General features: G+C 42.2%; 11 protein-coding genes. 3 read left to right on the top strand and 8 right to left on the bottom strand.

Features of this window, described 5'->3' with window-relative positions; translation table 11 throughout:
* Nucleotides 1-416 precede the first annotated feature (416 nt).
* From AAEY99_RS08175 to AAEY99_RS08165, 3 genes are all read right to left on the bottom strand, one after another.
* Nucleotides 417-1,130, bottom strand: coding sequence for an anti-sigma factor (locus tag AAEY99_RS08175; RefSeq protein WP_351009976.1), 714 nt, complete (start codon nucleotides 1,128-1,130; stop codon nucleotides 417-419).
* Entirely contained in the window at nucleotides 1,127-1,663 is a 537-nt protein-coding gene (locus AAEY99_RS08170) for a sigma-70 family RNA polymerase sigma factor (protein ID WP_011636768.1), read from the bottom strand. Before AAEY99_RS08170 ends, AAEY99_RS08175 begins: the two co-directional genes overlap by 4 nt.
* A 185-nt stretch (nucleotides 1,664-1,848) precedes the next feature.
* The gene (locus AAEY99_RS08165) at nucleotides 1,849-3,801 is read right to left on the bottom strand and encodes a monovalent cation:proton antiporter family protein (protein ID WP_101086649.1); all 1,953 of its coding nucleotides are present in this window, start codon (nucleotides 3,799-3,801) and stop codon (nucleotides 1,849-1,851) included.
* Between the two features lie 162 nt (nucleotides 3,802-3,963).
* Between AAEY99_RS08165 and dgcS the strand changes: the two genes are divergently transcribed.
* The gene (gene dgcS / locus AAEY99_RS08160; RefSeq protein ID WP_101086648.1) at nucleotides 3,964-4,845 is read left to right on the top strand and encodes a diguanylate cyclase DgcS; all 882 of its coding nucleotides are present in this window, start codon (nucleotides 3,964-3,966) and stop codon (nucleotides 4,843-4,845) included.
* Between the two features lie 86 nt (nucleotides 4,846-4,931).
* Here the strand turns inward: dgcS and AAEY99_RS08155 are convergent, their stop codons facing one another.
* Nucleotides 4,932-6,383 (bottom strand): RimK family ATP-grasp domain-containing protein, encoded by a 1,452-nt coding sequence (locus tag AAEY99_RS08155; RefSeq protein WP_350979072.1) that lies wholly within the window; start codon nucleotides 6,381-6,383, stop codon nucleotides 4,932-4,934.
* A gap of 75 nt (nucleotides 6,384-6,458) precedes the next feature.
* Here AAEY99_RS08155 and AAEY99_RS08150 point away from each other — a divergent pair, with 75 nt between their 5' ends.
* Nucleotides 6,459-7,553, top strand: coding sequence for a peptidase C39 family protein (locus AAEY99_RS08150; RefSeq protein WP_335691357.1), 1,095 nt, complete (start codon nucleotides 6,459-6,461; stop codon nucleotides 7,551-7,553).
* A 724-nt stretch (nucleotides 7,554-8,277) separates the two neighbouring features.
* Here AAEY99_RS08150 and AAEY99_RS08145 read toward each other — a convergent pair.
* From AAEY99_RS08145 to AAEY99_RS08135, 3 genes are all read right to left on the bottom strand, one after another.
* Nucleotides 8,278-8,634, bottom strand: a complete 357-nt coding sequence (locus tag AAEY99_RS08145) for a hypothetical protein (RefSeq protein ID WP_351009973.1) — start codon at nucleotides 8,632-8,634, stop codon at nucleotides 8,278-8,280.
* 70 nt (nucleotides 8,635-8,704) lie between these two features.
* Complete coding sequence (locus tag AAEY99_RS08140) at nucleotides 8,705-9,292, bottom strand: hypothetical protein (protein ID WP_351009971.1); 588 nt, start codon at nucleotides 9,290-9,292, stop codon at nucleotides 8,705-8,707.
* 770 nt (nucleotides 9,293-10,062) lie between these two features.
* A complete protein-coding gene (locus AAEY99_RS08135; RefSeq protein ID WP_351010072.1) occupies nucleotides 10,063-11,652 on the bottom strand; it encodes a M28 family metallopeptidase in 1,590 nt (529 codons plus the stop codon).
* Nucleotides 11,653-11,973: 321 nt separating this feature from the next.
* On the opposite strand from AAEY99_RS08135, the gene AAEY99_RS08130 reads away from it, so the two are divergent.
* Complete coding sequence (locus tag AAEY99_RS08130) at nucleotides 11,974-12,312, top strand: hypothetical protein (RefSeq protein WP_351009969.1); 339 nt, start codon at nucleotides 11,974-11,976, stop codon at nucleotides 12,310-12,312.
* A gap of 256 nt (nucleotides 12,313-12,568) precedes the next feature.
* Here the strand turns inward: AAEY99_RS08130 and tilS are convergent, their stop codons facing one another.
* A complete protein-coding gene (gene tilS / locus AAEY99_RS08125; protein WP_351009966.1) occupies nucleotides 12,569-14,035 on the bottom strand; it encodes a tRNA lysidine(34) synthetase TilS in 1,467 nt (488 codons plus the stop codon).
* Between the last annotated feature and the right edge of the window lie 9 nt (nucleotides 14,036-14,044).

Below are 14,044 nucleotides of genomic sequence, written 5' to 3'. Positions count from 1 at the left end.
CCATTTCCTTGTTATGTAGTAGAGTCATATCAGTAAACGGCTCAGGTTCCATTTTGGATGCAGGTTTTAGCAATTATTGTTGAAATAAATTAAATAAAAAATTAACACACTGAATTTAAATGAATTTATAAAAAAACTATTTTTACTAATTTAATGAAAATGTTAATTTTCGCATGATGAACTATCAATATGGTCCTTTCAATACAGCCCCCTCTATACAATTTCTTCAATACAATCCTTTAGTATGTGAATGCTCAGAAATGAGTCGTTAACAATTTCCCGTTAACCGGTGATTCATCGATCGCCAATAGATAGTTGCAACCATAAAAAAGCGGCCAATAGTCTCACTATTGGCCGCTTAAATGTTAGCGTGGTAACACATCAATGCTTTGAAGCATCACCCTATCATCAAGGCTTTATAAAATTGCTAGCTCTGCGGTATACAATACCTCTGTTGGTAAGCCATTTGGTGAGCCGTTCAAAGGCTCTAAACTCACCGCCAGAGCCACAATATCCATGTCATCAAATTGACTGTTTTTCACCAATGTTAACTTGCCTGACTTAGGCAGTAAGCCTAATGAAATTGGATTTTCGACACCTTTAGCCACCATCCATAACTCATAGTCTTTATTCGCCAGTGGCTTAAGGTTACTAGTAGAGCGCACTTCAATCGTATTGGAGGTGACTTCAATCAGCCATAATGCTTTAGATTGTGCACTTTGCACAACCGCAACTTGCAGCGATGTAGCAACTGGCACAGGCTGATTATTCACAACTAAAACAGCCATAACAATGGCTGCTGCGCTTGCCATTGAAGCCAATCCCTTCCATAAACGGTTACGTGTTGCCATAGGCATCACATTTGAGGTTTCTGGCAATGGTGCTTGGGCCACATTATCAACAAACCCTAGCGACATACTGATTTGTTGCCAAACCCGTTCATCTGGGGTTATCGGCGTTAACAATTGATTCATGCCATGTAAATGTTGCTCCCATAACCAAGTGCTTTCACGCAGACTGGGAATTTGCATCATTAATTTTTGAAACCGACGTCTAGCTTGGCCACGCAATGTACCAAGCACATATTCTGCTGCTAATGCGTCTTTTAATTGAGGATCACGATAATTCATAACGATAAACACCTCTGTAATTGTTGTAAACCACGACGGATCCAACTCTTAATAGTGCCTAATGGTAAATCTAAGTGCCCCACAACTTCGTGATGCGATAAACCATTATAGTAAGCGAGATGAATTGCTTGTTTCTGCTGAGGCTCGAGTTCTCCCATACACTGGTCGAGTTTATTTTTATGAACTTGAGGCCCGTCATCATTGATATGCTCTTCAAAAATGGCTTCTTGGCCATCTTCAAGTGGATCTTCCTTTCTGACCTTTTGATAACGCAACATGTCTAAGGCTCGGTAACGAACAATACTGATCATCCACGTTAGAACCGATCCTTTTCCGTGTTGATATTCTGTCGCGTTATGCCAAATTTTTACATAGGCTTCTTGTAATACCTCTTCGGCTAACTCACGTCGACCGAGCATTTTTAAGCTAACTGCGAATAACTGGCCACTGGTAGATTGATATAAATCAGCAAACGCTTGTTTATCTCCATCTGCACTAGCACTTAATAAGTTAAGTAAGGTGTCTTGATCCATAATCTGCCACGTTTCCCTATGATGGTTCGATATAGTTGATACAGGCTAATTGCGCATATATTGATAAAAAAGCCCCAATAGCGTGTATACGAACCAAAGTTAATATTGGATGCAAAATAAAATAAAATAAAAAAGCACCATCACTTTTCAGCATGGTGCTTGGTAGCAATAATATGAAGCTATATTTAACCTTGCAGTAAATACTCTTCAGCTTTCTCGATACTGCGCGGTTTACCCACCAGCATTAAAATATCGTTACGCCTTAATATCCACTCAGGGGGGGGTGGATCGATCTCCTCGCCTTTACGCCGCACCGCTCTAAGCTCAACATCCAAAGCTTGCCATGGAATATCTGCAACGGTTTTACCCACCGCACTAGCACCTGAAGCCAGTGACACAGCATGGAGTAAATCTAAGGTAAAATCAGTTTCTGTGCCGGAAAAGAAACCGTGTAAATATTGATAATGATTACGACGTTCAGATTCCAAGCGTTTAATAATCCGCGCTAAGGGGACGCCACATTTAAACAACACTTGCGACACCAGCATTAAGCTGCCCTCAAGTGATTCAGGGATAACTTGGGTCGCCCCCGCTTCTTTAAGCTCATGTAGATTCGCATCATCGCGAGTGCGCACCAATATTTTTACATCGGGAGCCAGTTTACGCGCCACGGCTAAACACTCTTCAGATTGCCTTGGTTCGCAAAATGTCACCACCACTAAGCTCGCTTGACGAATGCCCATCTTCTTCAATAGCGCCATTCTGCAAGCATCACCAAAATGAATATTTTCGCCTGCGGCTCTCGCTTCTGTCACTCTGGTGGGATCTAAATCAAGCACCATATAAGGCACCGCTTCTGTTTTCAAAAAGCGTGCAATCGTTTGCCCTACGCGGCCGTAACCTAAAATCAGTACCACATCACTTTCGTCAGAATGAGGCAATACAATTTCTATCGGTTCATTTTTAGGTGGCAGCTTATTGCCGCTAACCTTTTTGGCAATATCAACACTGTGACGGATCAGCCAAGGCGCCATTGACATAGATATCACCGCCACGGCGACTAACACAGTGCTTACTTCGGTATCGAGTAATTGATAATTTACTGCTAATGCCAGTAACACAAAACTAAACTCACCGACTTGACCTAAACTGATTGCGGTACTGAGTGATACCTTAGTATTTTCACCCACAAGTTTGAGCAAACCGTGCACGATTAATATTTTGGTGAGCACCACACCTGCCAAAATCAATAACACTTGCCACCAATATTGCATCACTAAATCGAAATTCAGTAGCATGCCGATGGAAATAAAAAACAAACCCATTAATAAATCACGAAATGGCCTTATGTCAGCCTCTAACTGGCGTCGATACTGGCTTTCGCCAAGTAACATCCCAGCAATAAATGCCCCTAACGCCATCGATAATCCAAGCCATTGAGTAAACGCGCCCGTCACTAAAGCGACAACTAAGGTAGATAATACAAATAATTCATTTGAACGTGAGCGAGCTACTTCGTCAAAAATACGTGGCAATATCCATTTACCAAATGACATTAATCCTAAAAAGGCCAAAATACCGGTGAGTAATCCCCACGCGATACTATTGAAGCTCATTTCAGCACCGCCTTTGGCTAATAGCGGCATTAAAATCAATAGCGGCACCACCGCTAAATCTTGAAATAACAATACACTGACCGACAGCTCGCCGTGTCTGCGCCTTAACCAGTTTTGTTCATTAAGCAGCTTTAACACTATGGCCGTTGACGACAGCGCAATAGCCGAACCGATCACCACCGCAGCCACTAAGTTTTGCCCAACCAACATAGCAATGCCGCCAGCCACAAAGGCTGTTACCAGCATTTGGGCGCTACCTAGGCCAAAAACCGTTCGGCGCATTGCCCACAACCTCGGTACCGAAAACTCAAGTCCTAAGGTAAACATCAGTAGCACTACGCCTAACTCAGCCACAGATTGCATTTGTAATTGGGTAAACCAATGAAAACCGCTGGGGCCGCTAACAACCCCGGTGAGTAAATAAGCTAAAATGGCCGGTAAGCCGAGTCGACGTAACAATGCAATAGCCACAATAGCAATCACAAGCATCAACAAAATATGGATAAAAATACTGTGTTCCATTGTGGCTTTGGCTCCTTGTCAAAAAACTGTCGAAAGGGAAATAAAACGTTTTGTTAGCACTACAGTAAAACAACAACCAATTAATAACTATAGAAAATTTTTCATAGGCACGATTATTGCTAACAATATGGTAATTAGTTGTAACGTACTGGAACCAATATTATGGATTTTTCAATAGCGACAGAATTATATCCTGAAGATTACTGGTACCGTTCAGACGCTTACTTGAATATGGAACCCGAACTGGACCTTATTCAAGTGATTCAACAACTACATGGAAGTTTAGATCCTCGGACAGTTTTTGCCTGCTTCGGCAAGATCCTAGGACAACATTTGCCGATTAAAGGACTACAATTGAACCTAGACAAACAAAAGTTTGTTTGGGGACGTCACTACGGTATTGAACTGCAACGTACTATTAACGATAACCAAGATACGTTTATCATAACCTATCAGTTGTCTGTAGCACTTAGTTCGGCGCAAAAACACACTTTAGAGCAACTTGAAGGCATATTAATTCAACCGTTGAATAATGCGTTGAAGTATCAAAATATGTCTAATCAAGCCATGTTTGATGCACTAACCCAATTAGGTAATCGTTATTATTACCGCCAGGCAATCGACATCGCATTAGCACGAGCTAATCGCCAGCAAGGCCAAGTGTCTTTAATTGTATTAGATTTAGATAAATTTAAACAACTTAACGATGCGCATGGCCATAAAGTCGGTGATTTTGTATTAGTAGGCTTTGCCGCATTAATTAATGAAGCCATTCGTAATACAGACCAAGCCTTTAGAATTGGCGGTGATGAGTTTGTGATCGTTACCCAAGGGGATGCCCAGGCCGCTGCAATAGTATGCCAACGTATCATTGATATGATGCCAAAACATTCAGAGCTTACCGAATATAACATTCAGTGCAGTTTAGGTATTGCGGAGTCCAAACCGCAGCAACAAGCAGAAAATATATATGAGCGTGCCGATAAAGCCATGTATTCCGCGAAAGCAGCCGGACGTAACTGCTACCGAATTTGCGCTAATTAGCACAACCTTATACTTATGTAGTAACAACTAATTAATAAAAAAGACCTTAACAGGTCTTTTTTTATTGGTTGATTATTGTATGGTAATTACATACCGCGAAGCTGAATACGCCTTAAAAACTCAGTCATCACTCGGTCATAGACTAGATCACCTAAAAACAAATCCTCAACGCCATGGTCGATACTCGGATTGTCATTCACTTCAATCACATAAGCTTTACCATCAATTTCTTTTAAATCGACACCATACAAGCCTGCGCCAATTAAATTAGACGCTTTGACCGCTGCATCGACAATATTTTGTGGCACCATCTTCAAATCGATACAGTCAAAATCACCACTGCTAACACGACCACTTTGATGATGTTGGTAAATCTGCCAATGACCACGACTCATAAAGTAACGACAGGCATAAATAGGTTGGCGATTTAGCACGCCGATACGCCAGTCATAATCGGTTGGCATAAACGCCTGCGCTAAAATTAGCGCACTGTGCTCAAAGATTATCGCTGCTTGTTCAAGTAAAGTTTCACGGTCTTTAACTTTAACCACCCCGAGCGAAAATGCGCCGTCGGGTACTTTAAGTACAATTGGTAACCCTATGGTGTTAATAACATTATCGGCCCAGTTTTTATCTGAGGCTTTAAAGATTAAACTCTTGGGTACGGGCACTTTATGCTTGTTTAATAGTTCGGTTAAAAACACCTTATTAGTGCACTTCATAATGGATTCAGGATCATCCATTACCACTAGCCCAAGTTGCTCAGCAGCTTTAGCAAACCGATAAGTAAAGTTGCTGATATTAGTGGTTGAGCGAATAAACAAACCATCAAATTCACTTAACCGAGCCAGATCATGAGAACCAATTTGGACTAAATCCATGCCAATACGATTAGCCGACTTAGTAAATAACTTTAACGCGGCTTTATCTGATGGCGGCATTTTCTCATGCTCATCCACCAGCATGGCAATTTCGTAACGATAACGTTTCGACGGTTTCGGTAAACGCCATACTTTTTGTGAAAACACTTCAAGATACTTGGCAAATAAATCTTGTTCAGGCTCGGTTAAATCTTGAAACGCAGCAGGCTCAATGGTGTTAACTTGCCATTTACCTGACATTTTTAACAAATTCACCTGCAATACAGGCACAGTAAAACGTTCAAATATTTTACGCGCAAGCTTGTCTAGCAACGGATTATCACAATAGCCAAAATACAGCTTCATGCTGATTTCATTCACCGACTCTGGCAGCTTATCTAAGCCTGATTGCGGCAAACTAAAAAAACGGTCCTGAGATAAATCATTAATGGTCATTACCCGAGGGATCACGCGATGCCCACGGGCTTCCGCCATTAACGAGCAGTAATAACCTGTGCTTAAATAGTCATAACTACGACACAAGTTAATCACTTGCATGGCGCTTTGATCTGCAAATGCACCCATTTCTAAATAATCATGAACCGTGACCATATGGTCACTGGGCAAATAGGGACGCCAATCATTAACATCATCGGTGACAATTAAAAAATGAGCCATAAATATCTGTTGCCTCTTGTGCGGTTTAGCGCGTAAATTAAGCCACTATCATGTTTTGCCAACTCGAGCCGACTCATGCTTATTCGTCAAGCGACCCCCAGCGATTTACCGCAACTAAACCACATCGAAAACAATGCATTTAGTGGCGATAAAATCAGTTCTCGGCAGATGAAACGCTTTCTCAATTCACCTCTGGACAGCTTATTAGTGGCCGAAATAGACGGCACACTTGCAGGCTATGCTCTGGTGCTATTTCATCGAGGCACTCGGCTAGCTAGGCTTTACTCTATTGCCGTTGCAAGCGAATTTAGAGGTCGCAACATTGCCTTCGAACTGGTCACACAATGTGAGCACACAGTAGTCGAACGTGGTTTCATTACATTACGCCTAGAAGTGCGAAACGACAATATCGCTGCCAAAAATCTTTATTTAAAAATGGGTTATAAAGTCCTAAAAACCTTAGTGCATTATTATGACGACTTGGCTGATGGCGTGCGCATGCACAAACGCCTAGACCCACCAGGGCCAAGCAAAGTCATCAAGATGCCTTTGTATGTACAAACCACCCCATTTACCTGTGGCGCGGCCTGCTTAATGATGGCCATGAGTGCGGTAAAGCCGCAATATAATCCAAGTCGAGTTGATGAGCTGAGCATCTGGCGCGAAGCCACCACTATTTTTATGACCAGCGGCCACGGCGGTTGCAGTGTTCATGGCTTAGCCTTAGCAGCGATTAAGCGTGGCTTACAAATTGAAATGTACAGCCAATCAACCTCGGTTCCTTTTATTGATAGCGTCCGTGATAGCAATAAAAAAGCCGTCATTACGATTGTGCATGACGATTTTTGCCAACAGCTGATTTCGCAAGGTATTGAGATACACAACGCGGCACCTACACTGGTTCAAATTAAACATTGGATTGACAGCGGTTATGCCGTTTTGCTGATGATAAGTACTTATCGCTTTAATGGCGAGAAAGGCCCACATTGGGTGGTATTAAGCGGTTACAACGAGCAGTTTATGTTTATTCACGACCCATTTGTTGAAGCTCAAAAAGATGCGATTAACGCTGCATATGTACCGATTAGTCAGTCAGAGCTGGCGCAGGTGATGCAGTATGGGAAGCAGAAACAGGTGTCTTGTCTAGTGGTTAAATCATCTTTGGCTTAAGATGGTTAAGCTTTTTATGGCAAGCAGCCACAACTGGCTTTTCAAACTGCGTTTGAATTGAGATCGCAAGGTTGCACCTTGCATGAGCCAAATTTACTGTCGTTCTGGTAGTGCTGTTGAACTGGAATCCAGCTGTTTCTTTTGTTGTTTGTGCTTATGGCCTGCGGCCACTAACGTCGTGGCGCTTCGCCCACACCAGACCAAGAGGAAACCAACGGCTATTCCCTCTTGGAACTCCCAGCCGCCCCGCAACAATTTCAAAAAACGAAAAGGTCGCCATGGGGATTGATTTAACTTTGACCTGCATTCGGAATCTGCTTCGGCCTTATTCGAAAATGCTAACGCTTCCGATGGGGCGTCCCTTCCCCTCGAAAGCTAGCTCGCCATCCTTGGCTAGCTCACGTCATTTTCTTCAACGGCCTCAAGTTCAGGGCTATCTGATCATTTATAAGCTAAACAGCAGCGGATTTTGGTCAAAAATCACTTAGGATTAGAAGTATGGGTGGCATAGTTAGTTTTTAAGATACTGAAATATAGCGAGTTAACTAATTAGCAAAGAGGCTAAGGGAACGTGCTGGCTACTGAAAAGTAGTTAGCTAACAATCACATCAAACAGCGCGTTTCTCGAACTGTTAATTACATAATAAAGAGTCACATCTCACGTGTTCGGGCTTGTTCAACACTTGGGATAAGGACGCGGCTTCGCGCGGCCTATCCTAATTAGTTAGCTATTGTTTTTCTCTAGCGCCAACTTCATCCCTTTTTCAATTAAATCGACTGCTTCAGATTGAGTTAATTCTTGCTGATTACATTTACATGTAACTAGAAGATTAGATTTATCATCTCTTCGGTACATTGCAAAGGTGATATAACAATTTTTGTTTTTAAAGACCCTAGTACCTTCAATTAGCTTAAAAGATGAAGGTAATCTTGTATCGTAATCATGACATTCTTGCACTCGATCCATGGCAGTTCCAGCGTCATAATTAATTTTAATGGGAAACTTAGATTTACCACTAGGCGTTACATCATAAGTAACAGTTGCATTAGTTGCGAATACTGAAAGTGATACTTTTGTCATTTTGAACACCTATTTTTGATTGATACACGAACGATAGCTAACGCTTGGTTGTGGGGCGCCGTAGGCGTCCCTACGAACCACTTGTTATATTTCGATTGATACTAACTCCAAACAAACCTGAACCTAACTTATTGAATGGCTTGTCACCATATCCGGCAGCAATATGCAGCTCTGATATTATTTGGCTAGTGTGCTCAAGGGCCTTCTTTGCATTATCAATTGTTGCATATTCTTGCCAGCCTGCGCCTGCCCTAAACTCATTGGGTTTTTCGATCTCAAGCTCAACTTCTTTGGTTACAAATTCTATGGTTGATTTACCATGCGCCATTTGGTCTCGGTATGAAAAAATTTCGATTAAGGAGCTGTATGGAGGTTTTTTAAAGTCAATTGATAAATCTAAATCCTTACAGAATTTCTTGTATTTCTTTAGCTTTGAATAATTCCGCTCAATATTATCCCAATCATCATTTTGAAGTTTTCCAAAATGATTGAAGTAAGCCTCAAGAGTAAATGCGCAATAGGTTAGACAACTTACAATATTGTATAACTGTCCAATCTCACTTTCCTCTGCCTGTTCAAGCATATGCTTTGCACCGATGAACATGTATGCAAAAGTATTAGTTGTTGCTGCCCCTGAAACTGTTGCTGCGTAGGACATAACTCTCCTTAGAAATATAACGTTTTAGTATTTATGCGTTGCGCTGTTTGCAAGGCATAAATCGCTTATTGGACTTGGCCGATGCCTAGTCCAAATTAATTGGTATACTTCATGCTATAGGAATTTGCTTTTTTTGATGCTGGCTCTGGGCTACAGAGCAGTTTTGAGTCAATTGGTATCGAGTAGTAGGTAAGTTTTTCATTGAAATTCCTTTTCATTGTATTTTCTATCTTACATCTTTAAGCCCAACGATTTCAATGAGGATTATACGTCCAATTGAAACTTCATTTGGCTCCGTGCAGCGGCTTCGTTCAACACCGCGTTAAGCGGACTAAAATTGTTGGTTGCAATGTGCAACAAAAAACCTAACCAACTGTTTTAGTTAAACTTAAACACTTTTTGTCAATAGGTTTTATTCAACTTTTAACTTGAGGGCGTTGAAGAAAATAGCGTGAGCATGACATGGATGTCAGGCTAGCTTTCGCGGTACAGGATGTACCATCGGAAGCGTTAGCATTTTCGAATAAGGCCGAAGAACACTAAGACGAAGTTAAAAGCTGGATCCATTTCCGTCGCGACCTTTTCGCTGTTTGAAAATGTTGCCGGAACGGCAGGGGTGATCCAAGAGGGGATTGCTGTTGATCCCCTCTTGGCCAGTGCAGGGTGGAACCTTGCGATCTCAATTCAAACGAAGTTTGAAAAAGTCTGGTGTGGGCGAAGCGCCACGACCTTAGTGGCCATAGGCCATTTAAAATAAAAATATACTACGGTTATTTACCGTCTTCCGCTCTGCGTTTTTTAAAGTCTGAATCTTCAATCCATTTTGGCCAGTCGTTGTTGTTGGCTAGCTTTTCAATGATGTCGCTGATTAAAGCTAAGTCTTGCTCTACCCCGCCTAAATTCCAGCTGGCATCGTAATCGTCTGCGCCTTGATGGTATTTATGGGCAATGTAGTCTGGGTCGGTGTCGCCTAAGCTCATGAACATTAACCCGGGGACGCCTTGTTGGGCTAAGGCAAAGTGGTCTGAACGGAACATTAAGCCATTTTGTGGACGAGGATCAGCCTTTACAGTGCGGCCTTGTGCTTTGGCGGCATCATCTAAATAGGTTTCAAGTTCTGATACGCCTTGGCCATAACGCAGGATGTAATTAACACCATTGCCTACATTCATGCCGTCTATGTTTAAAAACGATACCAGTTGTTTAGTCGGTACCGGAGGATTGGCAGCAAAGTATTGCGCGCCAATAAGGCCTGTTTCTTCTGCGGTAAATGCAGTAAACAGAATAGAGCGTTTAGGTGCTTTGTTTTGCGCTTTAAAATGACGCGCTAATTGCAATACACCAGCAACGCCAGAGGCATTGTCGACGGCGCCGTTTAAAATAACCGTTTTACCATCTTGCAAGGTTTTACCTAAATGATCCCAATGGGCATGCATGACTAACCATTCGTCGGCTTGGCTGGTACCTGGTATCAGCCCTGCTACGTTATATGAGGTGGCTAATTCAATGGTATTTTTTACTGCTAAATTGGCTTTGAGTTTAAGTGGTATAGACTTAAAACCCGCTTTTGCTGCGGTGAGTTTGACTTTATCAAAGTCTAAGCCTGCTGCTTGAAACACTTTTTGCGCGGTTTGGTGCTGGATCCAACCCATGACGCCAATGTGTGATTGATTATTTTGATCATCAACTAAGGTGTATTTAGTATTAGTGTTGCTGTTTTCAACGACGTTCCAGCCGTAGGCTGCTGGTGCAGTTTCGTGGACAATAAACACCGCTTTGGCGCCCTGCCTTGCAGCCTCCTCATACTTATAAGTCCAACGGCCATAATAGGTCATGGCATTGCCTTTAAAGACGGCAGGATCTTGAGTCGCAAAGCCTGGGTCATTGACCAGCATAATCACGGTTTTGCCTTTAACATCAATGTTAGCGTAGTCATTCCATTGATATTCTGGCGCATTAATACCATAGCCAACAAACACTACATCGCTGTTATCTACACTCACTTGAGGCTGAACTTGTTCAGTACGGGCAGTGAAATCAGTGCCGTTGTTGAACACTAAATCACCCATTCTCAACTGCATTGTTTGATCGGCAGTAATTTTAGCCATTGGCACAGCTTGACGATAACTGTCACCAAAACCAGGAGCGAGTCCCATTGCTTTGTAGGCGTTTTCTAAATACTCAACCGTCAGTTTTTCACCATGAGATAAAGGCCCACGGCCTTCAAATTCATCACTTGCTAAGGTTTGCACATTTTGACGATAGGTTTTTTGATCAAATTGAAATGGGGTAGCGTTTACGCTTGGCAGAAGCAACACACCAAACACGGCTAATAAACGAAAGGTATTCACAGACAACATCCTCTGTTGAGTATTAAGAAAAACCATTGTAGCAACAAGATCGCCACATTGAAAAAAGGATTAGAGTAAACATTATTATTCGTAAAAGTTGGAAATAAAACTCTGCTCTGTTTCACATAATAATATTGAGTTAATTTTGCCTATATCAAAAATAAGTTGACATAATATGTCTTAGCAAACATAGTGAGACATATTATGTCAAAGGCTGTATATCAAAGATAATATGTCTCTGGGTAAGTTTGATATGGAATATGCGTACCGTTGTTATTTCGCACGACTCACTCTATCTCTTAACGCTAATTAATGTGAAAAGGAAAATACATGAAATTTATTATGGTGGCTTTAATCAGCTTTACACTTGGTGTTGTAGGTGCAGGTTTTGTTGCATTGAAGTTTTTCGCTTATGGCGGGCAAAGTGTTGCCGCGGCAGAGATCCAAATGTCGACAACGACATTACAATTGATTGAGTCAAACAAAATAGACTTAGCAGTTAAAAAACTTTGCTCTGTATTGCCGATAGCATTAAAAAATAAAACAGAAATAGATGCTTCATTTTTTGCAACTGAATTTAATTACGGTCAAACAGGATCTGGAGAACATATTGAAAGTCAGGCGGAGAAATTGCTCCAGCCAGAAAGGATCTGTCAAGCCGTCAATTAACAGGAAAGCTAAACATCTGTGGCCTAACTGAAACAATTTAATACTACCTATTTTAGATAGTAACTTAGTGCAGTGTTAGGCTTTACTGCTATGCCTTCATCACCCAAAACCTAACGCTTTTATCGCATCTAGTCGCGAAGCGTCCAAGCACCTATAGCTTTACTCGTTGTTATCGCTTGTTACCATCTTGGCAGACTGTTACCGCTTTTGCCTGTTTCTATCGCTTGTTATCGTCTTGACCTGCTGTTATCACTCTTCATCGTGCGTCAAAAAGCGGTATACAAATCCCTTGCTCACCTGTTTGCGCTAAATAGCGTTTGTCGACCCATAAACCAACGGCGGCGACTAAAGTGTCACCATAAAAAACTAACGGGATTTGTGGTCTACGCCATGGCGGGATATTACATTCTTGCCACAATTTCTTTAATTCGCGCGGTTTTTGCCGTTGTGATGTGGCAAATTGTGGCTGACATTTAATTGAACCTGCCGCGCCAAAGCGTATGCTCAAGGCGGTATTATTGGGTAAAGTAAGTAGCGGCGTATTGTCCGCAGCAATTTGCAGACCCAGCGGGTATTGCTTGTGAGCAACGCGGCACACTATCTGTTGCAGCTCGCCTTTAAGCAGTTGCTCAAATGGTTGTTGCACTGTACTTGCATCAATAACCTCTAACTCTTTATGACTAACCACATAAGCGATGCCAGCAAAACGTTTAACCTGATAATCGCCCCACTGAATCGACATATTCGCGTCGTCTTTAGCCGCTAACAGTTGTGACAGGATCTGCTGTAATTGCGCTTGCGAAGGTAAACTAACGCCACAATGAATTAAATAACCGCGAAACAGTAATGCTTGCCAAGCGGCACTCAATTGACCAAACCCGGTGAGTTTAAACCCGGTTGATTCGGTCATTAATGCATTTGTATCGCCGGGCACTATTAACCACTCGGGTAAGCGATGACTCACTTCGTCGTCAATAACCTGTTGTTGCTCGGCACATAATGCGGCGCTACGCCCTGCGGTAATCGCAATACTTGGCCAGCGCTGTTTTAATCTTGGAATGATATCGAGGCGTAAAAAATTTCTATCAAAGCTGTCGTCTTGGTTACTTTCATCTTCGATATGGGATAGTTGTTTTTGCGCCGCAAATTGCTCAATTTGATCGCGACTGATATCTAATAATGGTCTAACTAACCAAGCTTGTTTGTAAGCTTGTACCGCCCCCATTGCCGCTAAGCCTTTTGGGCCTTGGCCACGTTTTAACGCGAGTAATAAGGTTTCAAGTTGATCATCTTGATGATGTGCGGTCAATAAAATATCGCCGGGATTAAGATAACGGTCAAATGCTTGGTAACGAGCATCACGGGCTTGCGCCTCTAAACTCTGCCGAGGGCCCTTTTCAACCTTAACTCGTTCAATCTGCACTGGAAGCTGATAATGATTAGCTCGAGTGATACAGTGCTGTACCCAAGTGTTAGCATTGACACTAAGTCCATGATGAACATGAATAAGCAGGCAAGCAATATGCGGATGCTTGTGTGCCAAGGCACTTAATCCACATGCGAGCACTTCTGAGTCAACGCCGCCACTGTAAGCCAGTACTAACTTAGGCGATGATTCACCTTTAACTACATTCATTTGATAAAGGGGTAATATCGCTTGTTCGAGCAAACTTAGCAGTTGTGGTGCACTTATTTGCTCTGATAACGAAGACTTTTCAATCATGATGCGCGC

This window comes from Shewanella sp. S1-58-MNA-CIBAN-0166 (assembly GCF_040310085.1).
GTDB lineage: Bacteria > Pseudomonadota > Gammaproteobacteria > Enterobacterales > Shewanellaceae > Shewanella.
Note: the sequence above shows the minus strand (reverse complement) of the source record. Positions and strands in the feature narration are given on the sequence as shown.